This is a genomic window from Thermococcus sp. (assembly GCF_027052235.1).
Lineage (GTDB): Archaea > Methanobacteriota_B > Thermococci > Thermococcales > Thermococcaceae > Thermococcus.
The window spans coordinates 34,071-55,553 of the sequence record NZ_JALUFF010000015.1 but is presented as its reverse complement, the minus strand read 5'-3'; the positions used below and the strand labels follow the sequence as shown (position 1 = coordinate 55,553).

The 21,483-nt window shown below is 55.0% G+C and carries 24 protein-coding genes and 1 tRNA gene; 18 read left to right on the top strand and 7 right to left on the bottom strand.

Annotated elements, in window-relative coordinates:
- The 7 genes from porA (MVC73_RS01630) to MVC73_RS01600 form a co-directional block, all read left to right on the top strand.
- A partial coding sequence (gene porA, locus MVC73_RS01630; protein WP_297506243.1) for a pyruvate ferredoxin oxidoreductase occupies positions 1-875 on the top strand: 875 nt, incomplete at its 5' end.
- A 5-nt stretch (positions 876-880) separates the two neighbouring features.
- Complete coding sequence (locus MVC73_RS01625; protein WP_297506241.1) at positions 881-1,816, top strand: 3-methyl-2-oxobutanoate dehydrogenase subunit beta; 936 nt, start codon at positions 881-883, stop codon at positions 1,814-1,816.
- 63 nt (positions 1,817-1,879) lie between these two features.
- Positions 1,880-2,197, top strand: coding sequence for a pyruvate synthase subunit PorD (porD, locus tag MVC73_RS01620; RefSeq protein WP_297506239.1), 318 nt, complete (start codon positions 1,880-1,882; stop codon positions 2,195-2,197).
- An 11-nt stretch (positions 2,198-2,208) separates the two neighbouring features.
- Positions 2,209-3,393, top strand: coding sequence for a pyruvate synthase subunit PorA (gene porA / locus MVC73_RS01615; protein ID WP_297506237.1), 1,185 nt, complete (start codon positions 2,209-2,211; stop codon positions 3,391-3,393).
- 10 nt (positions 3,394-3,403) lie between these two features.
- Complete coding sequence (gene porB / locus MVC73_RS01610) at positions 3,404-4,399, top strand: pyruvate synthase subunit PorB (protein WP_297506235.1); 996 nt, start codon at positions 3,404-3,406, stop codon at positions 4,397-4,399.
- A 95-nt stretch (positions 4,400-4,494) separates the two neighbouring features.
- Positions 4,495-5,385: an Mrp/NBP35 family ATP-binding protein gene (locus tag MVC73_RS01605; RefSeq protein ID WP_297506233.1), complete on the top strand. Its 891-nt coding sequence runs from the start codon at positions 4,495-4,497 to the stop codon at positions 5,383-5,385.
- A gap of 120 nt (positions 5,386-5,505) precedes the next feature.
- Positions 5,506-6,840, top strand: coding sequence for a hypothetical protein (locus MVC73_RS01600; RefSeq protein WP_297506231.1), 1,335 nt, complete (start codon positions 5,506-5,508; stop codon positions 6,838-6,840).
- Here MVC73_RS01600 and MVC73_RS01595 read toward each other — a convergent pair.
- The 4 genes from MVC73_RS01595 to MVC73_RS01580 all read right to left on the bottom strand — a co-directional run bounded on the left by MVC73_RS01595 (position 6,837) and on the right by MVC73_RS01580 (position 9,528).
- A complete protein-coding gene (locus tag MVC73_RS01595) occupies positions 6,837-7,571 on the bottom strand; it encodes a DUF2110 family protein (RefSeq protein ID WP_297506229.1) in 735 nt (244 codons plus the stop codon). The two genes, MVC73_RS01600 and MVC73_RS01595, sit on opposite strands and share 4 nt — an antisense overlap.
- 39 nt (positions 7,572-7,610) lie before the next feature.
- Positions 7,611-8,171: a transcription factor E gene (gene tfe, locus MVC73_RS01590; RefSeq protein ID WP_297506227.1), complete on the bottom strand. Its 561-nt coding sequence runs from the start codon at positions 8,169-8,171 to the stop codon at positions 7,611-7,613.
- Between the two features lie 122 nt (positions 8,172-8,293).
- Positions 8,294-8,581, bottom strand: a complete 288-nt coding sequence (locus tag MVC73_RS01585) for a hypothetical protein (protein ID WP_297506225.1) — start codon at positions 8,579-8,581, stop codon at positions 8,294-8,296.
- Positions 8,582-8,655: 74 nt separating this feature from the next.
- The gene (locus tag MVC73_RS01580) at positions 8,656-9,528 is read right to left on the bottom strand and encodes an ADP-dependent ribose-1-phosphate kinase (RefSeq protein ID WP_297506264.1); all 873 of its coding nucleotides are present in this window, start codon (positions 9,526-9,528) and stop codon (positions 8,656-8,658) included.
- A gap of 101 nt (positions 9,529-9,629) precedes the next feature.
- Between MVC73_RS01580 and MVC73_RS01575 the strand changes: the two genes are divergently transcribed.
- Positions 9,630-10,226 (top strand): regulator of amino acid metabolism, contains ACT domain protein, encoded by a 597-nt coding sequence (locus tag MVC73_RS01575; RefSeq protein ID WP_297506223.1) that lies wholly within the window; start codon positions 9,630-9,632, stop codon positions 10,224-10,226.
- Here the strand turns inward: MVC73_RS01575 and MVC73_RS01570 are convergent.
- Positions 10,210-10,485: an acylphosphatase gene (locus MVC73_RS01570; RefSeq protein WP_297506221.1), complete on the bottom strand. Its 276-nt coding sequence runs from the start codon at positions 10,483-10,485 to the stop codon at positions 10,210-10,212. The two genes, MVC73_RS01575 and MVC73_RS01570, sit on opposite strands and share 17 nt — an antisense overlap.
- A gap of 69 nt (positions 10,486-10,554) precedes the next feature.
- Between MVC73_RS01570 and cutA the strand changes: the two genes are divergently transcribed.
- On the top strand, positions 10,555-10,869 hold the full coding sequence (cutA, locus tag MVC73_RS01565) for a divalent-cation tolerance protein CutA (protein ID WP_297506219.1): 315 nt from the start codon (positions 10,555-10,557) through the stop codon (positions 10,867-10,869).
- Complete coding sequence (locus MVC73_RS01560) at positions 10,866-11,453, top strand: DUF99 family protein (protein WP_297506218.1); 588 nt, start codon at positions 10,866-10,868, stop codon at positions 11,451-11,453. The genes cutA and MVC73_RS01560 overlap by 4 nt, the downstream gene beginning before the upstream one ends.
- Positions 11,454-11,542: 89 nt before the next feature.
- Here the strand turns inward: MVC73_RS01560 and MVC73_RS01555 are convergent, their stop codons facing one another.
- A complete protein-coding gene (locus MVC73_RS01555) occupies positions 11,543-12,379 on the bottom strand; it encodes a universal stress protein (RefSeq protein ID WP_297506262.1) in 837 nt (278 codons plus the stop codon).
- A gap of 61 nt (positions 12,380-12,440) precedes the next feature.
- On the opposite strand from MVC73_RS01555, the gene MVC73_RS01550 reads away from it, so the two are divergent.
- The 7 genes from MVC73_RS01550 to MVC73_RS01520 all read left to right on the top strand — a co-directional run bounded on the left by MVC73_RS01550 (position 12,441) and on the right by MVC73_RS01520 (position 19,995).
- Complete coding sequence (locus MVC73_RS01550) at positions 12,441-13,139, top strand: ABC transporter ATP-binding protein (RefSeq protein WP_297506216.1); 699 nt, start codon at positions 12,441-12,443, stop codon at positions 13,137-13,139.
- Positions 13,136-14,974 carry a hypothetical protein gene (locus MVC73_RS01545; RefSeq protein ID WP_297506215.1) on the top strand — a complete coding sequence of 613 codons (1,839 nt, stop codon included), beginning with the start codon at positions 13,136-13,138 and terminating at the stop codon, positions 14,972-14,974. The genes MVC73_RS01550 and MVC73_RS01545 overlap by 4 nt, the downstream gene beginning before the upstream one ends.
- Positions 14,967-16,190, top strand: coding sequence for an ABC transporter permease (locus tag MVC73_RS01540; RefSeq protein ID WP_297506214.1), 1,224 nt, complete (start codon positions 14,967-14,969; stop codon positions 16,188-16,190). Before MVC73_RS01545 ends, MVC73_RS01540 begins: the two co-directional genes overlap by 8 nt.
- Positions 16,191-16,233: 43 nt before the next feature.
- Positions 16,234-17,430 carry a glycine cleavage system aminomethyltransferase GcvT gene (gcvT, locus tag MVC73_RS01535; protein ID WP_297506260.1) on the top strand — a complete coding sequence of 399 codons (1,197 nt, stop codon included), beginning with the start codon at positions 16,234-16,236 and terminating at the stop codon, positions 17,428-17,430.
- An 87-nt stretch (positions 17,431-17,517) separates the two neighbouring features.
- Complete coding sequence (locus tag MVC73_RS01530) at positions 17,518-18,597, top strand: ATP-binding protein (protein WP_297506213.1); 1,080 nt, start codon at positions 17,518-17,520, stop codon at positions 18,595-18,597.
- Positions 18,598-18,627: 30 nt separating this feature from the next.
- Positions 18,628-19,452 (top strand): DMT family transporter, encoded by an 825-nt coding sequence (locus MVC73_RS01525; protein WP_297506212.1) that lies wholly within the window; start codon positions 18,628-18,630, stop codon positions 19,450-19,452.
- A gap of 318 nt (positions 19,453-19,770) precedes the next feature.
- On the top strand, positions 19,771-19,995 hold the full coding sequence (locus tag MVC73_RS01520; protein ID WP_297506211.1) for a hypothetical protein: 225 nt from the start codon (positions 19,771-19,773) through the stop codon (positions 19,993-19,995).
- Between the two features lie 281 nt (positions 19,996-20,276).
- Here MVC73_RS01520 and MVC73_RS01515 read toward each other — a convergent pair.
- Positions 20,277-20,354, bottom strand: a tRNA-Pro gene (locus MVC73_RS01515).
- Positions 20,355-20,424: 70 nt separating this feature from the next.
- On the opposite strand from MVC73_RS01515, the gene MVC73_RS01510 reads away from it, so the two are divergent.
- Positions 20,425-21,480, top strand: coding sequence for a glycosyltransferase family 2 protein (locus MVC73_RS01510; protein ID WP_297506210.1), 1,056 nt, complete (start codon positions 20,425-20,427; stop codon positions 21,478-21,480).
- The last annotated feature ends 3 nt before the right edge of the window (positions 21,481-21,483 follow it).

The following is a 21,483-nucleotide window of genomic DNA, read 5'->3' as shown; positions in this document are numbered from 1 at the left end:
CGATAGTTATGGTTGACGTCAACCGTGCCATGGCTCCCCCCTGGAGCGTCTGGGACGACCAGACCGACAGCTTGGCCCAGCGCGACACGGGCTGGATGCAGTTCTACGCTGAAAACAACCAGGAGGTTTACGACGGAGTTCTGATGGCCTTTAAGGTAGCCGAGACTGTTAACGTTCCGGTAATGGTCGTCGAGAGCGCGTTCATACTGAGCCACACCTACGACGTCGTCGAGATGATTCCTCAGGAGCTCGTTGACGAGTTCCTCCCGCCGAGGAAGCCCCTCTACACGCTCACCGACTTCGACAACCCGATAGCTGTTGGCGCTCTGGCCACTCCAAACGACTACTATGAGTTCCGCTACAAGCTGGCCAAGGCCCACGAAGACGCCAAAAAGGTCATCAAAGAGGTTGGTAAAGAGTTCGGAGAGCGCTTTGGAAGGGACTACAGCGACATGATAGAGAAGGGCTACGTGGACGATGCAGACTTCGTCTTCATGGGAATGGGCTCGCTGATGGGAACGGTAAAGGAGGCAGTTGACCTCTTGAGGAGCGAGGGCTACAGGGTCGGCTACGCGAAGGTGAGGTGGTTCCGCCCGTTCCCGAAGGAGGAACTGCTTGAGATAGCCGAGAAGGTCAAGGGAATAGCCGTTCTGGACAGGAACTTCTCCTTCGGGCAGGAGGGCATACTCTTCAACGAGGCCAAAGGAGCGCTCTACAACACCGGAGCAAGGCCGATAATGAAGAACTACATCGTCGGACTCGGTGGAAGGGACTTCACGGTCAGAGACGTCAAGGCCATAGCGGAGAACATGAAGGCGATAATAGAGAGCGGAAAGCTCGATAGAGAGGTTGAGTGGTTCCACCTCAAGAGGTGAGAGAGATGGAGATTCCCGAGAGCGTTAAGAAAAGACTCACCCTCCCCGCGGAGGAGCACTTCTATGCCGGCCATACAGCCTGCCAGGGCTGTGGCGCTTCCCTCGGCTTGAGATACGTCCTCAAGGCCTACGGGAGGAAGACCATAGTTGTCATCCCGGCCTGCTGTTCAACAATCATAGCCGGTGCCTGGCCCTACAACACCCTCGATGCCAATCTCTTCCACACGGCCTTCGAGACCACAGGAGCAGTCATAAGCGGAATTGAAGCCGCTTTAAAGGCCCTCGGGTACAAGGTCAAGGGCGACGACGGTGTTATGGTCGTCGGCTGGGCCGGCGACGGTGGAACAGCGGACATAGGGCTACAGGCATTAAGCGGATTCCTTGAGAGAGGACACGACGCCCTCTACATCATGTACGACAACGAGGCCTACATGAACACAGGAATCCAGAGGAGCGGTTCTACCCCCTACGGAGCCTGGACGACGAACACACCTGGTGGAAAGAGGCACTTTCTGGAGAAGAGACACAAGAAGAAGGTCATAGACATCGTCATAGCCCACGAGGTTCCCTACGCGGCAACTGCCAGCGTTGCCTATCCAGAGGACTTCATAAGGAAGCTCAGGAAGGCCAGAAAGATACCCGGTCCGAGCTTCATCCAGCTCTTCAGCCCGTGCCCGACCGGATGGAGAAGTCCGACCGACAAGAGCATCGAAATAGCAAGGCTTGCCGTCCAGACGGCTTACTTCCCGCTCTTCGAGTACGAGAACGGGAAATACAGAATAAACATGCCCAATCCGAGGAAGGAGCCGAAGCCGATTGAGGAGTTCCTTAAACTGCAGGGTCGCTTCAAGTACATGACCAGGGAAGACGTTGAGATACTCCAGCAGTGGGTCAACCACGAGTGGGAGAAGCTGAAGAAGCTCGCTGAGGTCTTTGGCTGACCTTTCATTTTTGTCCACGCAAAATTTAAGTTTCAAGTTGATAACTCACCAGAGGTGATATACATGGCTGAGAGCCCGTTTAAGGCGGACATCGAGAGGGTGAAGAAGGAGTACAGCGAAAAGATGACACCCGGAGCAATAGCCTACATCCCGGGAAGCAGCGTCGTCAACAAGACGGGAAGCTGGAGAGTCTTTATGCCCGAGTTCAACCGCGACAAGTGCGTTAGGTGCTACCTCTGCTACATCTACTGTCCAGAGCCGGCTATCTACCTCGACGAGGAGAACTACCCGGTCTTCGACTACGACTACTGTAAGGGTTGCGGAATCTGCGCCAACGAATGCCCGACCGATGCAATAGTTATGGTTAGGGAGACGAAGTGAGGTGGTGGAAGATGCCGATAAGGACCGTTATGAAGGCCAACGAAGCGGCTGCCTGGGCGGCAAAGCTTGCCAAGCCGAAAGTTATAGCCGCGTTCCCGATTACGCCCTCGACCCTCATTCCCGAGAAGATAAGTGAGTTCGTGGCGAACGGCGAGCTCGACGCCGAGTTCATAAAGGTCGAGAGCGAGCACTCAGCTATCTCTGCCTGTGTTGGAGCTTCAGCGGCTGGAGTTAGAACCTTCACGGCAACGGCATCACAGGGTCTGGCTCTGATGCACGAGGTTCTCTTCATCGCCGCAGGAATGCGCCTCCCCATAGTTATGGCCATTGGAAACCGCTCACTCAGCGCTCCAATCAACATCTGGAACGACTGGCAGGACAGCATAAGCCAGCGTGACACCGGATGGCTCCAGTTCTACGCTGAAAACAACCAGGAGGCACTCGATTTAATCCTAATAGCCTTCAAAGTCGCTGAAGACGAGAGGGTTCTCCTCCCGGCAATGGTCGGCTTCGACGCGTTCATATTGACCCACACGGTCGAACCTGTTGAGATTCCCGACCAGGAGGTCGTCGACGAGTTCCTCGGCGAGTACGTTCCCAAGCACGCCTACCTCGACCCGGCCAGACCGATAACCCAGGGTACACTTGCCTTCCCGGCCCACTACATGGAGGCAAGATACACCGTCTGGGAAGCCAACGAGAACGCCAAGAAGGTCATCGACGAGGTCTTTGAGGAGTTCGAGAAGCGCTTTGGTAGGAAGTACAGCAAGGTGGAGGAGTACAGAACTGACGATGCTGAGATAATCTTCGTCACAATGGGTTCCCTCGCCGGAACCGTCAAGGAGTACGTCGACCACCTCCGCGAGAAGGGAATCAAGGCCGGTGCCGCGAAGCTCACCGTTTACAGGCCGTTCCCCGTTGAGGAGGTTCGCGAGCTGGCCAAGAAGGCGAAGGTTCTTGCTTTACTGGAGAAGAACGTCACCTTCAGCGTCGGCGGAGCGCTCTTCCAGGACTTCAGCAGGGCCCTCGTAAACTGCAAGGAGAAGCCCATACTGATAGACTTCATCCTCGGCCTCGGCGGCAGGGACGTCACCTTCAAGAACCTTGACGAAGTCCTTGAGATCAGCAAGAAAGCCCTCGCCGGAGAGGAGTTTGATGAGGTTAACTGGATCGGCCTGAGGAAGGAGATACTGTGAGGTGAGGAAGATGGCCGTTAGGAAACCCCCGATTACCACTCGCGAGTACTGGGCACCCGGACACGCCGCCTGTGCCGGCTGCGGTTGTGCCACCGCTCTCAAGCTCGCCACCAAGGCCTTCAGCGAGGCCATGGAGGAGAAGTACGGCGATCCAAACGCCTTCGCCATAGCCCAGGCAACGGGATGTATGGAGGTTGTTTCGGCGGTATTCCCGTACACCGCCTGGAAGGCCCCGTGGGTTCACGTGGCTTTCGAGAACGCCGCCGCGGCAGCCAGCGGTGTTGAAGCTGCCTGGAAGAAGCTCGGCAGGAAGGGTAAGATACTGGCGATAGGCGGTGACGGCGGTACCGCTGATATAGGCCTTCAGGCTTTAAGCGGTATGCTCGAGAGGCGCCACAACGTGGTCTATTTAATGTACGACAACGAGGCCTACATGAACACAGGAATCCAGCGCTCAAGCTCAACCCCCTATGGTGCCTGGACAACAACTTCACCGCCCGGAAAGTACTCCATCGGTGAGGACAAGCCCAAGAAGTGGGTGGCTTTAATCGCTGCGGCCCACCAGATACCCTACGTGGCAACGGCTAGTATAGGGAACGCCTTCGACTTTGTCAGGAAGATGAAGAAGGCAGCAAAGGTCGATGGCCCAGCCTTCGTGCAGGTTCACTGCACCTGCCCGACCGGATGGAAGAGCCCGCTTGAGAAGGGCGTTGAGATAGCCCGCTTAGCTATCGAGACCGGAATGTGGCCACTCTTCGAGATTGAAAACGGCGACTTCTTCAACATCAAGATACAGTCACCGGGAGGAGGTGCTAAGGTCAAGCGCGAGGGAGGAAAGGTAGTGGCAATAGAGTTCAAGAAGCCCATCGAGGAGTACCTCAAGTTGCAGGGCAGGTTCAAGCACCTCTTCAAGAGGCCCGAGGCAATAGACGAGCTCAGGGAGCAGATCAAGGCCATGTGGAAGGTTCTTGGTGTTGACGTATACCTCCCCAAGCCCGGGGAGTGACCTTTTCTTTTCCATCATTTCCCATAATTGGGTACTGTTACCAACTTTCTAAACATTTTTAAGCGCTTAGGTAAACCTAAGTCGGAGGTGGTTTTATGACTATCAAAGCTCCGACCCTCAACATAGGCGGACTGGGCGCAGACCCCCTCGAACAGAGGATAAAGGAGAAGCAGACCAAGTGGAAGTACAAGATAGCGGTTTTAAGCGGTAAGGGCGGTGTTGGAAAGAGCACTGTCGCTGTAAACCTCGCCACAGCACTGGCGAAGATGGGATACTTCGTCGGAGTGCTGGATGCAGACATACACGGGCCGAACGTCGCCAAGATGCTCGGCGTCGAGAAGGCCGACGTTCTGGCCGAGAGGATGGAGGACGGACGCTTCGAGATGCTCCCACCGATGGCAGACTTCATGGGTCAGGTGACCCCGATAAAGGTAATGAGCATGGGTTTTCTAGTTCCAGAGGACCAGCCCGTAATCTGGCGTGGGGCACTCGTGACCAAGGCAATAAAACAGCTCCTCGGCGATGTTAAGTGGGGCGAGCTGGACTTTATGATAATCGACTTCCCGCCCGGAACCGGGGATGAAATACTCACAGTTGTTCAGAACGTTCAGCTTGATGCGGCCATAATTGTCACAACTCCCCAGGAGGTAGCTCTGCTCGACACAGGGAAGGCAGTTAACATGATGAAGAAGATGGAGGTTCCCTACATAACTGTCGTTGAGAACATGAGCTATCTAATCTGCCCGTACTGCGGGAATGAGATTGATGTCTTTGGAAAGGGCGGTGGAAGAAAGCTCGCCGAGAAGGAGGGCGTTGAGTTTTTGGGAGAAATCCCAATAGACCTAAAGGCGAGAGAGGCAAGCGACACGGGAATACCAATAGTCTTATACGGAGATACTCCAGCGGCAAAGGCTTTCATGGAGTTGGCGAAGAGGCTCGTCGAGAGGCTCAAGGAACTGAAGGGCGAGGATTCTGGGGAGGAGTAATCCCCTCAAAACGAAAAGCCCTTAAGCTCTTTTCTCCTATTTTCTCCGGCACGGCTCAGGCCGGGAAGTCCCGAGGCGATGGGGCCGTGCTGGGCCAGGCTACGTTGAGGGAGGGAGAGCATGAAAAGGGCCCTCACGGCTTTGCTCCTGTTGCTGCTTTTCGTCCCCCACGTTTCTGCCACGGGGGTACACTACTATCCGAACAGGGAGGCTTTTGAGGCCTTTCTCTCCTCGAACTCCACCTATACCGTCATTCCGGGAGAGGACTACTGGTCAAAGGGGTGGGCCCACTACGTTGACTCCAAGCTGGGCCTAGTAAAAAAGAGGGGAAACGGAGTAAGGGTTCTCGTCGGGAACGTTAAGGACAACCCCGAGATAGCAAGACTCTGGAACAGGACGGGTCTTCCGACTTCCCTCTCCTTTTCGCCCTCGATAATAGTTCTCAACGGCACGGTAATTATTACCGGAACGGAGGATAACATCTACCTAACCGAGAGGGCCTTTGCCGGACTCTGGAGCCCCTCAGCGAATTCACTTGCAATCTTCGGCCTGCTGTTCCTCGGGGTGTTCCTTCTCTTCCTGGCCTCCTTCGCCAGCTCCAGAGATCACACGGCAAAGTTCTTTACCCTGTCGGGGGCGCTGGTCTTCACGTGGCTCGCGCTCTCCAAGCCATCACCAATCCCGGACAGCTTCGGCCCTCTCTTCTTGAGGGGACTTGAGGTCTGGGCCGGGGCAGGCCCGGAAACCCCGCTTGAAGCCTTCCTGGGAAAGGCCTTCTCACTCGTTCCCCCTGTGGAAGAGAACCTCTGGTTTGCACACTGGGTCCTAATAATAACCGCGACCGGGCTCTTCTTTTACACCGCCCCCAAGAGGGAGAGGGAGCTGGGCTTCATAGCCTTCGGCTCGGCCTTTACGGCCCCCCTCCTGAGGGATGCAATTTCATCTCTGGACGTCTCCGCTCTCGCGGTAACGGCCCTCCTAACTGTTCTAGCAATAGCCGTTAACTCCGCTTTCTCCCCCGAATCGGGGAGCTTCCACATCCTCCTGATGGCCATCGCAACCCTCTTTGCCTCCATCTTCAACCCCCTCTTCCTCCTGCTCCCGCTGGTCTTCGTGGCCACCTTCCCGAAGAGGATGAAGAGAAACGCACTCTACCTGCTCCTCGTCATTCTGGGAGCCGTCGCCCTTGCCGAGCAGTTTCCCCTGTGGCTCGGGCTTCCTCAGGTTGGCTTTCCGGCCCTTGAGTTCGCGAAGGAGTCAGCACTCCCCCTCTTGGTGGTTGCCTACCTCTCCACCGGCTGGAAAAAAGGGTTCAGGATGAAGGGGCCGACTGCATTCCTAACGCTTCTCTCGGTCGTTTTCATCATACTGACTTCAGCCGGCCTCTGCGGTGCCCACTATGCCTACCTCTTTCTGGCCCTCCTCGTTCCGAGGGCTATCCATTCGCTCTCTTAGTCCCCGAACTTTATTGCCCCGAAGAGGGCCCCCTTCAGGTGTGGGCCAAGGGCCTTTATTATGCCGGGAGCTTGAGTGCCCTTCTTGAGGACGAGCAGGGTCTCCATGAGGCCGAGCTCCTCCATCCTCTTGACGTCCCTTCCGTGGCCGGTTTTCACGAGGGCCTCCTCGACTTTCTCGCTTATCGTCCCCGTTACGAAAAGCTTGTCTAGGCCATCGCTGATCCACGACTTTATGCGCTTCAGCTGGCTTTCCGTGAAGGCAACCTCCACTTCCCTCGCCCCGAACTCAACCTCCGTGACCCTGACATCAACCGGCAGGTTGTCAACCCAGCCGAACTTCCTTATCATCTGCCTGACGGGAATATCACCGAACTGCTCCTTGAGGTAGTAGAGGGGAAGGAGTGCGTCCTTTGGCCTGGGGCTGAATATCCCAATGTCCACGTAGGCCCCGTAGCCCACCTTTCCGAGGTCAGTAAAGCGCCCCCGGTAAGATTTGCCAGCTTCCACCGCGCTCAGTTTGTAGGGAACTTCCCCGAACTCCTGCCTGACAAGGTTCGCGCTTACCTCCTCGTCCTCGCCGTTGAGGGTAATCCTGACCCAGTTCTTCTTAACGGCTGAGAGCTTCCACTCCACCTCAAGGTCTCCGATGAGCGCTCTGAGCTTTCTATCGAGCTTTGAAAAACCGCTCCTGTCACCGTAAACCTTCTCCAGAATAACAACTTCCCTCATTCAAACCATCCCCGAAGTTCATTAAGAGGCCGTTCACCCTCAGGATTCCTTCTTTTTGCCCTTCTTTGAGCGGGACTTCTTGGGCTTCTTTCTCAGGCCGAGTTCCTCCTCCAGCTTGGCTATGCGCTCCTTCAGCTCCTCGACTATCTTGGTGTTGTCGTACTGCATGAGCATCTTGCCACATATCGGGCACTGGAACTCGTATTCCATGGCCTCGTCAAAGGTGAGCCTTGGATGCCCCTCAGTGCCACACCAGTAGTAGATTTCGCTGGTTTCCTCCTCCAGCATCTCCTTGAGCTTCTTGAGCTCGGCCATCTTCTTGGCCCGTATAATCTCGGGCAACTTCTTGGTCTCAAGTCGCCAGTAGTAGTAATACCAGCCGGTTTCCGGGTCTCTGATTCTCTTGAAGTCAGCGAGCCCCTGGTCGTTGAGGGCGTAGAGGATTCTCCTGACGGTGTTAATCCTTATCCCGGTCTTCTCTGCGAGCTCTTCGTCGGTTGCCTCCTTGACCTTTTCGAGAGCCTTAACTACCTCAACGGCCTCCTCACCGCCGATGTCCCGTGCGATTTCGATGAGTTCTTTGTTCTTCCTCCTCGCCACTGCGACGACCTCCGAGAATTCGAAGGAATCCTTAACGGACAAACCCCAATAGAAGTCTATGTCTCAACGGTTATATATACCTTTCCTGTCAAAATGACAACTATGATGAACAGAAAAGGGCGTCAATCGCTAAAGTATTCATTAAGCAGTTCCTTGGCAGAGGGTTTGTAGAGTTCTATGACCTCTATATCCTCTATGACGTTCCCCTCCCTCAGTTTGAGCTTGACCTTTCCTCCATAGACCTGGAGGTCATCAAGCATGCCGTATACTGCATCCTCTGCTTCCAGTGGCGTTTTGAACTTCATAATGTACTCCTCTCCGTTTTGGAGGATTAGCTTTACCCAGTACTCGTTCTTCCTCTTGAAGGGCCGGGTAATCTTCGGTTTGAAGTTATCAATGACAATCTCCAAGAGCTTCACCTCCACCCTAAGGACTTTTGGACTCTCTAAGGCTTTTAGGCCGTTGGCTTTTAAGGATTTTCCTGTCACCACGGGAGCTCAAGCCCCAGCTCATCGGCCTCCTCCTTAACCCTCTCAAGGGGAACTATCGCGCTCCTAGCGCCGACCTTCTGGACGGTGAGATAGGCCAGCAACATTCCGAGCTTCGCTGAGTCGAAGAGCGACCACCCCTTTAAGAGGCCGTATATGACGCCGGCATCGAAGGAATCGCCTGCTCCTGTAGAGTCAACGACCTCCGCGCTCAGCCCCCTGACTTCCCTCACCTCTTTTCCCGCCCTGACGATTGCACCGCCACCGTTGAGGGTTATTATCAGGTTTTTGGCGTTGCTGAGGAACGGGTCAAGGGAGCCGTACTTCCTGCGGTACTCGTCCTCGTTCATCAAGAGGTAGTCTATCATTCCCTCCACATCCCGGGGAACGGTCGCCTCGCCGATGTCAACGGAAATCCTTATTCCCTCGGTGTTCGCGAAGCGGACGGCCTCTTCTATGAGCTCCGGCGGATTCGAGGACAGGTGGAGAAACCTCGCCTCGCGCGCATAATCGGGCTTGAACCTCCTGAGGGAATTGGCTCCCAAGTGTTTGACTATCCTCTTGTCGTCCCCATGAACCATCGCAACTGCAACTCCTGAGGGAAGGCTCACAACGTCAATCCCCCGGGTGTCAACGCCCAGGGACTTGAAGTAGTTGAGGTGGGCCCTCCCTATCTCATCATCTCCAACGACCCCGATGAAACCTGTTCTGAGGCCAAAGGTGGCCAGCCAGCTTATCGTGTTTCCGGCAGCACCGCCGAGGCCAAAGTGGGCATCTCTGGCAACGACCTTCTCGTGGAACTCGGGAAACCTGTCGAGGAGGAATATTATGTCGTAGTTGAGGTTTCCCATACCGATGACGTCCAGCATGCTCATCCCCCCATACCAGTAGACGCCGGTCGTTATAACCTTTGCCGGGGAAAGATTTAAATATTCACTCCTACCCATAAATGAGTAAGAGGTGAACAAAAATGATGCTTATACTTGAGGCCTACTTCAAGAATTACCCCGCCAGAAAGAAGGTCGCCGAGTTCCTCTTCGAGAACGGGCTCAGCGTGAGGAACGGCAAGATATACCTGAAGAACGTCGAGATACCGATAAGCGAGCTGGCCAGGGCCATAGGCGTCAACAGGAAGATAATCTACCACACGATTGAATACATCGAGAAGACGTACCCGCTAAGGCTGATATTCCAGAAGCTCAGCCCTCTCCCGGGACTGATAAACGTGGCACCGCTCATGGGCTGGGAAGTCCTTGAGATAGAGGTGGAGAAGGGCTTCTACGAGAGTGCCTTCGGCGATGTGATGACGCTAATAGCAAAGAACAGTGTCCCTGTTATGGAAATCTTCGGAAGGAACCTCAGGGAAGAGCCCAGCAAAATATTCATCGTCATAGACGGAACCCTGCCGGTTGAGACCTTCGCCAAGATAAAGGAGATAAGGGGCTTCCAGAAGCTCATACTGCACACGCCGGAGAAGGAGAAGGAAAAGCTGGTCTGCAACTACTGTGAGGTCAAGTACTGCCCGAAGAGGATTCTCCTCGACAAGCTGACTACCCGATCACCCTGAAGCCCTCAAGTCCCTCCGGTTCTTCCCACTCCACCTTTACCCTCGTCACCCTCGCCAGAGGCGGTCCCTGATGTGCCCAGCCAATTAGTGCCTCCACCCTCTCGGGATCGCCCTCTATGACGGCCTCGACGCTTCCATCCGGAAGGTTCCTAACCCAGCCACTCACCCCGAGCTTTCTAGCTTCCCTCTGCATGCTCCACCTGAAACCAACTCCCTGAACCCTACCGTATATCCTCAGATGGGCCCTTACCCTCTCCATACCACACCCCGGCGAGTTTATTCCACAAGTGATTTAAGCTTTACCCGCCTACCAACTGGGGGATGGCCTATGGAGGCGATAATCGTTTACACGACCTTCCCGGACTGGGAGAGCGCAAGGAAAGTTGTGAGGGAGCTCCTCAAGAGGAAGCTCATAGTCTGCGCAAACCTCAGAGAGCACGAAGCGATGTACTGGTGGGAGGGTAAGATTGAGGAGGAAAAGGAAGTCGGGGCAATCCTCAAGACAGAGGTCAGTAAGTGGAAGGAGCTCAGGGATGCCTTGCTTGAGCTCCACCCCTATGATGTCCCGATGATTGCAAGGATAGACCTCGACAAGCTCAACAGGGAGTACTCGGAGTGGATGGCGAGGGTGCTTTTCGGATGATACGGAAGGTCAAGCCCCAGATAAGGGTTGTGGGCTTTGACGACGGCACTTTTTCCTTTTCTTCAAAGCTCATCCGCGGTAAAACGATTCTCATCGGGGTCGTGATGAAAGGAGCGGTTGAGGTAGTTGGAGTCCTGGCCCGCTGGATAACTGTGGACGGGAAAGATGCAACCGAGGCGATGATCAGCGCCGTCACCGAGTCCCGCTTCAAAGACCTCCGCGTAATCCTCCTGAAAGGCATAACCTACGCGGGCTTCAACGTAGTCGATGTCGAGAGGCTTTACAGAGAGACTGGACTGCCAGTCGTCGTCGTTGTGAGGAAGAGGCCGGACGTAGATGCCATGGAGAGCGCCCTGAGAAAGCACTTTCCTGATGCAGTGGAGAGGATAGGGCTCATAAGGAAGGCCCCGCCCCTCGTGGAGGTCATCCCGGAAAAGCTCTACCTCCAGGCAATTGGAGTTGACGAGAAAACCGCGCGGGAGATAGTCAGGGTGACCACCAGAAGTGGTCTCATTCCGGAGCCCCTCAGGCTGGCCCACATGATAGCCTCGGCCGTGATGACCGGGGAGAGCAAGAGGGAGTAGCTTTATAAAACGTGGGGAAAAAGAAGGAGAGGCCGATGATGCCAACAGGGTAGCTACCGAGTTGATGAGGAAGCCGTTCCAGTCTGAGGCTAGTCACATGGAACGAGGAGCACCGGCAGTTTGGAGTCCCTTATGACCCTCTCAGCCGTTGAGCCGAGGATTAGATCCTTGAGAACGCTCCTGCCCTTCTTGCCCAGCACTATGAGGGTAGCACCCTTCGCCAGGGCGGTTCCTATTATCGCCTGACTGGCGGTGCCCACCATAACCTCAAGGCTGAACTTACCGTCAAGCCCGCGAGAGAGCTTCTCCAGGTTCTTCTTGGCGACCTCTATGTTGTGCTCCAGCTCCTTTATCCCTCCGTAGTCGACAGAGTGAAGGAGTACTCCGCTCTCAACGTGCTCAAGGAACCTTTTGACCACCTGGGCAACCCTCAGGGAGCACTTCGAGAAGTCAACCGCCACGAGGGGCTTCCTGAAGAGGCCGGAGCACTCGACCGGCAACTTAAAGGACTCCCCCTCCCTGACGTATTTGAGGAGAAGTACTGGCTTCTTCGTTGTTCTCGCGAGGTTTGAGGCCGTGCTCCCCATGAACATCTGCCTCCAGGCGTTCTCCCCTATGCTTGGGGTCACGATGAGGTCAACGTTCTCCCTCTGGGCGGTCTCTGCAATCTCTATGGAGGGTATCCCTATGGTGACGTGGGTCTTCACGTTGATGCCCATCTCCCTCAGTTCCCTGGCTATGTCCTCCAGCTTCTCCCTGAAGACTCCCTCAAGCTCAAAGGCCTCGAACTCCGTCACTGTTATGTCGATGACGTGAATCAGATGGAGTTCCCTGGCGCCGAGCTTGAAGAGCTCGGGGATGCAGTGCCTGAGCGCGTGAAGGGAAACGTCCGAAAAGTCCGTGGGGTAGAGAACCCTCTCGAACATGGAGCCCACCATGGGATAATACGGCAGGAAACTATATTAGGGTTTTCTGGAAGTATGGGCGATGGAGATGAAGAAAGCAGTGCTGAGGGCGATCAACCTCCACAAGGTTTACAGGATGGGCAAGGGGGTAAGGGTTCACGCCCTCAGGGGAGCGAGCATAGAGGTCTACGAAGGGGACTTCGTGGCGATAATCGGGCCGAGCGGGAGCGGTAAGACGACGCTCCTCAACATACTCGGGCTCCTCGACGTTCCTGACTCCGGAGAGGTGTTCATAGACGGCATCCCCGTTGTAGGTCTCGACGATGACGAGTTGAGCGAGATAAGGCTGAGGAAGATAGGCTTCGTGTTCCAGCACTACAACCTCATCCCAATCCTCACGGCCCTTGAGAACGTCGAACTACCGATGATCCTCGCGGGAGTTCCGCCGAAGAAGAGGGTCGAGAGAGCCAGAGAGCTCCTCAGGATGGTCGGCATTCCCGAGATGGAGGAGCACAAACCAAACGAGATGAGCGGTGGGCAACAGCAGAGGGTTGCGATAGCTAGAGCTCTGGCAAACGAGCCGAGCATCGTTCTTGCGGACGAGCCAACTGGAAACCTCGACACCAAGTCCTCGGAGGAGATAGTGAACCTCATGCTGAGGCTCAACAGGGAAAGAAACATTACCTTCGTTGTGGTCACCCACGATATGGATGTGGCAAAAAAGGCCGATAGGGTTTTGAGGATAAGGGACGGAAAGCTCTACGAGGTGAAAGAACTTTGAAGAGGCTCGTGGTCATCCTGATAGTCCTGCTCACCCTGATTCCCCCCGTTCACGCCTCATCTCTTGCCGAGCCGGACTACATGAAGACATTCCAGGGCTACCTGGGACTAGGAGAGTCCGTAATAATCGGCAACTACACTATAACCGTCGTCAACTTCCTCTACAACCCGAACACATGGCCACCGCTGGTTCTCTTTGAGATAAGGGACAACAGGAACTTCAGGAGGGAGACTTTCTCCCTATCTCCCGGCGAGAGCTACCCCTACGAGGATATAAAGGTCTCGCTGATATACATAGAGAACCCCCTCTCGAACAGCCCGAGGGCTCTCGTGGCGGTCTACTCAAAGCCCGCAACTGTCTTCTACGGTGTCGCCCACGAGAACACCACCTTTTCCTACGGCCCTCTCCAGCTCTCGGTGCTTGAAATCAAAAACGAGAGCGTTTTGATGCGCTACCACAGGAACGGAACTACTGACTACGCCTACTTTGGAAAGGGGGCCCATTTATGGTACAGCACGGACATACTGATATACAACATCACCAACGATAGCGCCACGATGAAGATACTCGTGCCCAAGTACATAACCTACTCGATAGTCGAAGGCACCGTGGTTATTGTGAAAAACGTCAGCTTCTCGCCCGTCGAGGTCGGTGGACCCTTCCAGCTCAACGTCACCGTGGAGAACATCGGGAACAGGGTGGCGAGATACGTTAAGGTCTACCTCTACTCGAAGTCCTACCTGCAGGGACAGGAGAACGTCCAGATGGTTCTCCTCCCGACGGTTAACGTGCCCACATTTGAAAGGGAGATACCCTTCGCATCCTACCGCCAGGGACCCATCCAGTACACCGGAATGCTCCAGCCAGGCCACGAGAAGACGCTTCACTTCACGCTCATAGCCTCGAAGGCCATAAAGCCCGACGTTTATCCGCTCTACATCAGCGTCGAGTACAGCGATGAGAACGGGGTCACCAAGAGAGAGGAGTTTGAGATCGGGATACCCGTAAACGACATCATGAGGCCAAAGGTGGTAATCGAGAACTTCACAACCGAGCCCAACCCGGTAGAGCCTGCATCGAACTTCACCGTTCTCCTGAAGGTAAGAAACGCCGGCAACGCTCCTGCATATCACGTCAGGGTCGAGCTCCTACCAACTAAGCCGAAGGAGGGAAGGCAGACATACACCCTCTTTCCAACAGGGGAGACGGAGGAGCAGGCCAGCATATACCCAATCAGAAAGCAGAGCGTCATCTACTTCGACGAGCTACCCGTGAACGGAACCGGTGAAGGGGTTCTGGTCTTCGCCGTCAAGGAGGTCCCGACGGGGGTTTACCCCCTCTACGCTGTGATAACCTACGAGGACGAGAACAGCGTCTCCTACAAAGAGGAAGCAACCTTTGGAGTGCAGGTCGAGGGAAGACCGAGGCTTAAGGTCTACATCGGCAACGTCTGGATAAGCGACGGAAAGTACAACTTCGAGATTGACGTCGCGAACGACGGGAAGGCACCGGCGAGGGGCGTAACCGTATCGGTAAGCTCCCCGGTTTTAAGCCTCTTCCCCCTCGGCGAGCGCTACGTCGGTAGCGTCGAGTCAATGGACTACGACAGCGTGAACTTCGTGGTTCTGAACTCAACCGTCAGCGCGGGCCGTTACCCGATAGTCGTTAAAGTTACCTATATGACGATAAACGGGAGCTTTACGAGTTTCAACCAGACCATAAGCCTCCAGCTACCGGCCAACATCTCGGCCAGAAGGAAGTACGACTACTACTACATAGCCGGCGCGCTTTTCGTCCTGGTGATACTCATAGCCTGGAGGCTGAGGCGTGGATAGGGAGATACTGAAGATAGCCTTCAGGAACCTCCACAGGAGGAAGATAAGGACATTCTTCACAATGCTCGGCATAATCATCGCGATAGCCTCAATAACGGCCCTCGTTTCGATAGCCGAGGGCTTCCAGCTCTCCATAAGCAGAACCCTGCAGAGCACAAGCAACGTCGTAATAGTCCTTCCGGGCATGGGGGCCTCGATATGGACCATCGGGACGAACACCCTCAACGAGAGCGTCGTTGACGAGCTGAGAAAGATAAACCACGTCGAGGCCGTAAATCCCGTGCTCGTCAAGTTCACGGTGATGGAATACAGGGGCTGGGAGATACCCGTTACCGTTATGGGGATAATCCCTAGGGACGCCCAGAGGTTCTACGCCCTCACCGGGCCACAGCTCCAGAGGGGCCAGTTTATACCGCAGGGTTCCCGCTTCAAAGCCCTCCTTGGCTATTCCCTGGCGAACGGGAGGGTTCAGAAGGAGGGTGGGGGTTATCTGAACTGGGAGATACTCCCGGGCCAGACGATAAAGATATACGACGAGAACGGAAGGGCCTGGGAGTTTAAGGTCTCCGGAAACTTCCAGGAGAGCGGAGAGAGCGTCATAGGAGGCTTCATAGACACCAGCGTCTTCGTCCCCCTGGGAACCCTGCAGAGGATGTACAGCGAGCAGGGGCAGGTAAGCTTCATCGAGCTCTGGGTGGATGATGTCTCCTTTGTGAACCAGGTTAAGGAACAGGTTCAGAAAATCCTCCCGAGTGCCACTGTTATAACCGAGAGCCAGGGCATAGAGGTCGTCGTCCAGATAGAGACGATGCTGAACAACCTCCTCATCGGCATAGGGAGCATAGCACTCTTCGTCGGTGCATTGGGCGTGATAAACACGCTCCTCACATCGGTCATGGAGAGGACGAGGGAGATTGGAACCTACAGGGCCCTTGGGGCCAAGAAGAGGTTCGTCCTTGAGATGATACTCCTTGAGGGCATGATGATGACCCTGATCGGGGGAATCATAGGCTTTGGGTTCGGCGTTCTGATGGCGGAGATAGTCGTTGGACTGTTAAGGGCAAAGACTCCCGGACTCCCGGGCCCGGTCGTCGACGCAAGAGTAGTCGCTGTCGCCTTCGGGGTCACCGTGATAGTGGGCCTCCTCGCCAGCATTTATCCGGCCAAGAAGGCAGCGAAGCTGAACCCGGCAGAGGCCATAAGGCACGTGGAGTGAAAAGGGTTATAACGGCCAGACAGAAGTTTTAACGGTGATGTCTATGGTCAAGAGGGTTCACATCTTCGACTGGCATAAAAAGCACGCGAAGAAGGTTGAGGAGTTCGCGGGCTGGGAGATGCCCATCTGGTATTCAAGCATAAAGGAGGAGCATCTGGCTGTCAGAAACGGCGTCGGAATCTTCGACGTCTCCCACATGGGGGAAATCTTCTTCCGCGGTAAAGACGCCTTGGAGTTCCTCCAGTACGTCACAACCAACGACATAAGGAAGCCTCCCGCAATAAGCGGAACCTACACCCTCGTCCTCAACGAGAGAGGCGCAGTTAAGGACGAGACGCTTGTCTTCAACCTCGGGAACGACACCTACATGATGGTCTGTGACAGCGACGCTTTCGAGAAGCTCGACGCATGGTTCAACGCGATAAAGCGCGGAATAGAGAAGTTCGGCGAGATAGACCTTGAGATAGAGAACAAGACCTACGACATGGCGATGTTTTCAATACAGGGGCCTAAAGCTAGAGACCTCGCCAAAGACCTCTTCGGAATTGACATCAATGACCTCTGGTGGTTCCAGGCGAAGGAGGTCGAGCTCGACGGGATAAAGATGCTCCTCTCGAGGAGCGGCTACACGGGCGAGAACGGCTTCGAGGTCTACTTCGAGGACGCCAACCCGTACCACCCGGATCCGGCCAAGAGGAGCGAGCCGGAGAAGGCCCTCCACGTCTGGAAGACCATCCTTGAGGCCGGAGAGAAGTACGGCATAAAGCCCGCTGGACTGGGAGCGAGAGATACCCTCCGCCTTGAGGCCGGCTACACCCTCTACGGAAACGAGACCAAAGAAAAGCAACTCCTCAGCACCGACATCGACGAGGTAACCCCTCTCCAGGCCAACCTTGAGTTCGCAATATTCTGGGACAAGGAGTTCATAGGGAAAGAAGCCCTGCTGAAGCAGAAGGAGAGAGGCCTTCCGAGCAAGATGGTGCACTTCAAGATGGTCGACAGGGGAATTCCGAGGGAAGGGTATAAAGTCTACGCGAACGGCGAGCTCATAGGCGAGGTAACGAGCGGAACCCTCTCACCACTCCTCGGCATAGGGATTGGAATAGCCTTCGTGAAGCCGGAATACGCGAAACCGAGCGTGGAAATCGAGGTCGAGATAAGGGGCAAGCTCAGGAAAGCGGTAACGGTTACTCCTCCCTTCTACGACCCCAAGAAGTACGGCGCCTTCAGGGAGGAGTGATTTCCCCATTCTTTTCTCTCATGTTTTCTCGCACGCCCAAAGGCTTATAGGTAATGGGGGCGTTACCTGGTAACGGGGGCGTTACCTATGCTGTTCGACCCGAGGCCTAAGAGGAGCATTGAGGAGTTATTCGATAGGAGAGAAGAGTTTGAGGCACTCTTATCAGCTGATGAGCCCTTAACGCTCCTCCTCGGGATAAGAAGGGTTGGTAAAAGCTCCCTCCTGAGGGCAACGCTCAACGAGATTGAGAGTGGTGTTTACATAGACGCCAGGAAAATGTACTTCGATTCAGGTGGCTGGATAACGGCGGATTCCCTGAGGAGGGAGCTTGAGAGGGCCCTCAACTCCCTGGGCAAGGACTTTAGAAGCATCCTCATCGAGGCCATGAAGACCGTTAGGGGCGTGAGAGTGAAGGGGATTGAGCTCAGGTTCGAGAAATCCCTTCAAATTTCCGACGTCCTTGAGGCCCTTAATGAGGTCGGGGCTGTTATAGGTGTGGACGAGGCCCAATACCTCCGCTTTTACGGTTCCCGCGGGGGACGGGAGTTTTTAGCACTCCTTGCCTATGCCTATGATAACCTTGAGAACCTCAGGTTCATCCTGACGGGTTCGGAGGTCGGTCTCCTCCACGACTTCCTCGGCCTTGACGAGTACGAGAGCCCCCTTTACGGAAGGAGCTACGGGGAAGTAAGGCTGATGCCCTTTTCGAGAAGTCTCTCCGTCGAGTTCCTGAAACAGGGCTTCGCGGAGGCGGGTGTTGAAGTTCCGATGATGGACATTGAAAGAGCAGTTGAAGTCCTTGACGGAATCCCTGGCTGGCTTGTGGACTTTGGGAGGGCTTATATCAGGGAGAGGAACCTTAAATCCGCGATTGAGAGCGTCTTAAAGAGGGCCGAAGGCTTCCTCAGGGGAGAGCTCAAAGAACTTGAAAGGAGAAGTCCCCGCTACGTCCTGATCCTTGAGGGCATCGCAAAAGGCTACAACCGCTGGGAGCTCCTCAGGGAGTATTTAGCCGTAAAGGGGCAGGAAGTCCCAAAGGCGAGGCTTGCAAAACTCCTGGACAGCCTGGAAAAGATGAGCTGGATAGTTAGGGAATGGGTGGATGGCAGGAGGAGGTACCGCATAGTTGACCCGGTCATTGAGCGGGTTCTGAAGGAGAGCGGATAGATTTTTATTCCTCCCGCTCCATCTCCAGACATGCCCAAAAGGCACGCTCTCCTCGCGGTGCTCCTCTGGTCAACTGTCGCTTCCGCCTTCAAGCTCTCGCTGAGGTATTTGACACCACTCCAGTTGCTATTCTACGCCTCTCTAACTTCCCTCGTAGTCTTTGGAATACTCCACTCCCGCGAGTTCTCTATAAGGAGGCAGAACCTCCGCTCGGCCTACCTCGGCCTTCTCCTTGTTCTCTACTACACCGTCCTCTTCTCGGCCTATGACATGCTTCCTGCTCAGGAGGCGCAGGCCTTGAACTACACCTGGCCTCTGATGCTCGTCCTTCTCTCGGTTCCGCTCCTCGGGATGAGGCCCGGAATAAGGGTGGTTACCGGGCTCTTCCTCGGCTTCTTTGGTGCCTTTATCGTGGCCACGAGGGGAAACCTGAGGGGGCTGGACTTCTCGAATCCAGCCGGGGTTGCCCTAGCCCTCGGGAGCGCGGTGATATGGGCCTCCTACTGGGTGCTGAACCTTAAGGATGATAGACCTCTGGTTGAGAAGACCTTTTGGAACTTCCTCTTCGGCTCCGCCTACGTTTTTCTAGCTTTGGCTTTCTCGGGCGGGCTTACCCTTCCGCCCCTTAAAGGTCTTATCGGAGCGGTTTACGTCGGCCTATTCGAGATGGGCGTTACCTTCCTCATCTGGTACAGAGCTATAGAGGATGAGATGGAGTTCGCCTCGAATTTGGCCTATCTCGTGCCCTTCCTGAGCCTTTTCTTCATCTCGCTGGCGGTGGGGGAGAGGATAGAGGCCTCAACGGTCTTCGGGCTTTGCCTCATCGTGGGAGGAATCCTTCTGGGGAAGGGCTAAAGAACGAAGTGAAGTTGAACCACTCAGTACTGGTAACGGAAAACGTTTATTAGTTTTTAGCAGTTAAGTATCTTGGGGTTGCCCGCCGAGTGAGGTGCTTAACCTCGTGAGGTGGGCTTGGCGAACGCCTCTCCTTATTGGGCGCCCGAGTGAAGCCCGGGTCGAGGGCGCGATGACGGCCCGGACCTTCGTGAGGGGGCCATCGCCACCAGAGAGCCGGCGGGGTTGGGTTGGGCTACGGTTGAGGCCCGCCGGATTGATGAAGGAGGCCGAGGCCCCGAGCGGGGCCGATGACTTTTGTTTGTTGGAGGTTTGTCCATGAGCCTTTCAGGAGAGATAAAGAGAGCCTTGAAGAGTATTGAGGAGAAGTACGGCGTTAGCTGGCAGAGGTTTTATTACCTCGCCGAGGTGAGCAACAACTGGGAACCCCTCCTTGAGAAGGCCGATGCTGAGGAAATCCTTGAGGATTTAGCAATGCTCTTCGAGCTCGATGAAGAATACCAAAAAGCTCATCGGAAAAGCTTCCTCAAACCCCCTCGATGAGAAATGGCATGTATAGTCATCAAAACTCTGCCAAGCCAGGAATTCTGTCAAAATTCTCCTCAGAAAAGGGTGTTTAATACTAAAAAGCCCCAAACAGTTTCAATTTCATTATCGGTGCTCAGGGGCAACTTCTCAAGTTAAACACGCACAAAAGACCAAACTTACACATAAAAATTCTCCAAACTCAAACCCTTAGGAAAAGCACCTAACCTCTCGCCGGCGCTGAAGCTTTTGGAAAAGCTTTACGAACTCTGATGATAGCTAGCCGGGCAAAGTCCCGATGGTGGGGCCGCCGAGATTTGAACTCGGGTCTCCGGCTCCCGAAGCCGGAAGGATAGACCAAGCTACCCCACGGCCCCACTACCCGCTCATAAGGGAATTCGCAGGACTTATAAAGTTTACGGAGTAGGAGAGCCGGCAGGTGGGAAGATGAAGGTAAGCGTCATAGTGCCGACTTACAACGAGCGCGAGAACCTCCCGGAGCTCTTTGAGAGGATTTCGAGGGCACTGAAGGGCTACGATTACGAGATAGTTATTGTAGATGACGATTCACCCGACGAGACTTGGAAGCTGGCCCAAGAACTCTCGGGGAAGTACAACGTCAGAGTGATAAGGAGAACAAAGGAGAAGGGCCTCTCTTCAGCTGTAATAAGGGGCTTCAAAGAGGCCAGTGGAGACGTCTTCGTCGTTATGGACGCCGACCTGCAGCACCCGCCGGAGGTCATCCCGAGCCTGCTGAAGGCGATAGAAGCGGGGGCTGACATTGCAATAGCCAGTCGCTACGTCCCCGGTGGGAGGGTGGAGAACTGGTACTGGTACAGGAAGCTCATCTCGAAGGGCGCAATAATGCTCGGAAGACTGGCCCTGCCGAAGATAAGGAACGTTCGTGATCCGGTGAGCGGTTTCTTCGCCCTCAGGAAGGAGGTTGTCGAGGGGGTTGAGCTGAACCCGGTGGGATTCAAGATACTCCTTGAGATACTCATCAAGGGGCGCTATGAAAAAGTCGCTGAGGTGCCCTTCACCTTCGGTCTCAGAAAAGCCGGCGAGAGCAAGCTGAGCGGGAGAACGATGTTCAACTACCTCAGGCACCTCTACCGGCTGATGCGCTGGGAAGGCGAGCTAGACAGGCTCCTCAAGTTCAGCCTGGTCGGTCTCTCCGGAGTATTGGTTAACGAGGGCTTCCTCTGGCTCTTCGTCCACCTTGGCATCGACAAGTATATAGCCAATATACCCGCCACCGAGCTAGCGATACTCAACAACTTCCTATGGAACGACCTCTGGACGTTCCGTGACCTCAGGAAAAGACCCCTCCCCCAGAGGCTCCTGAGCTTTCACGCAGCTGCCCTCACCGGGGCGCTCTTCCAGTGGATTATCTACGTGGTTCTCGTCTGGCTCGGAATGAACTACCTCCTGGCAAACCTCGTGGGAATAGTGCTGTCCTTCGTAGTCCGCTTTCTCTTCAACAGGCACGTCACGTGGGGGTAAGCA

Coding starts and splice junctions, on each gene's coding strand:
- cutA (WP_297506219.1), top strand. CDS start 10,555: ATGGAGGCGATAATCGTTTACACGACCTTCCCGGACTGGGAGAGCGCA.
- MVC73_RS01570 (WP_297506221.1), bottom strand. CDS start 10,485: ATGGAGAGGGTAAGGGCCCATCTGAGGATATACGGTAGGGTTCAGGGA.
- MVC73_RS01625 (WP_297506241.1), top strand. CDS start 881: ATGGAGATTCCCGAGAGCGTTAAGAAAAGACTCACCCTCCCCGCGGAG.
- MVC73_RS01520 (WP_297506211.1), top strand. CDS start 19,771: ATGAGCCTTTCAGGAGAGATAAAGAGAGCCTTGAAGAGTATTGAGGAG.
- MVC73_RS01575 (WP_297506223.1), top strand. CDS start 9,630: ATGATGCTTATACTTGAGGCCTACTTCAAGAATTACCCCGCCAGAAAG.
- MVC73_RS01605 (WP_297506233.1), top strand. CDS start 4,495: ATGACTATCAAAGCTCCGACCCTCAACATAGGCGGACTGGGCGCAGAC.
- MVC73_RS01580 (WP_297506264.1), bottom strand. CDS start 9,528: ATGCTGGACGTCATCGGTATGGGAAACCTCAACTACGACATAATATTC.
- MVC73_RS01595 (WP_297506229.1), bottom strand. CDS start 7,571: ATGAGGGAAGTTGTTATTCTGGAGAAGGTTTACGGTGACAGGAGCGGT.
- gcvT (WP_297506260.1), top strand. CDS start 16,234: ATGGTCAAGAGGGTTCACATCTTCGACTGGCATAAAAAGCACGCGAAG.
- MVC73_RS01600 (WP_297506231.1), top strand. CDS start 5,506: ATGAAAAGGGCCCTCACGGCTTTGCTCCTGTTGCTGCTTTTCGTCCCC.
- MVC73_RS01555 (WP_297506262.1), bottom strand. CDS start 12,379: ATGTTCGAGAGGGTTCTCTACCCCACGGACTTTTCGGACGTTTCCCTT.
- MVC73_RS01550 (WP_297506216.1), top strand. CDS start 12,441: ATGGAGATGAAGAAAGCAGTGCTGAGGGCGATCAACCTCCACAAGGTT.
- porA (WP_297506237.1), top strand. CDS start 2,209: ATGCCGATAAGGACCGTTATGAAGGCCAACGAAGCGGCTGCCTGGGCG.
- porD (WP_297506239.1), top strand. CDS start 1,880: ATGGCTGAGAGCCCGTTTAAGGCGGACATCGAGAGGGTGAAGAAGGAG.
- MVC73_RS01525 (WP_297506212.1), top strand. CDS start 18,628: ATGCCCAAAAGGCACGCTCTCCTCGCGGTGCTCCTCTGGTCAACTGTC.
- MVC73_RS01510 (WP_297506210.1), top strand. CDS start 20,425: ATGAAGGTAAGCGTCATAGTGCCGACTTACAACGAGCGCGAGAACCTC.
- porB (WP_297506235.1), top strand. CDS start 3,404: ATGGCCGTTAGGAAACCCCCGATTACCACTCGCGAGTACTGGGCACCC.
- MVC73_RS01530 (WP_297506213.1), top strand. CDS start 17,518: ATGCTGTTCGACCCGAGGCCTAAGAGGAGCATTGAGGAGTTATTCGAT.
- MVC73_RS01560 (WP_297506218.1), top strand. CDS start 10,866: ATGATACGGAAGGTCAAGCCCCAGATAAGGGTTGTGGGCTTTGACGAC.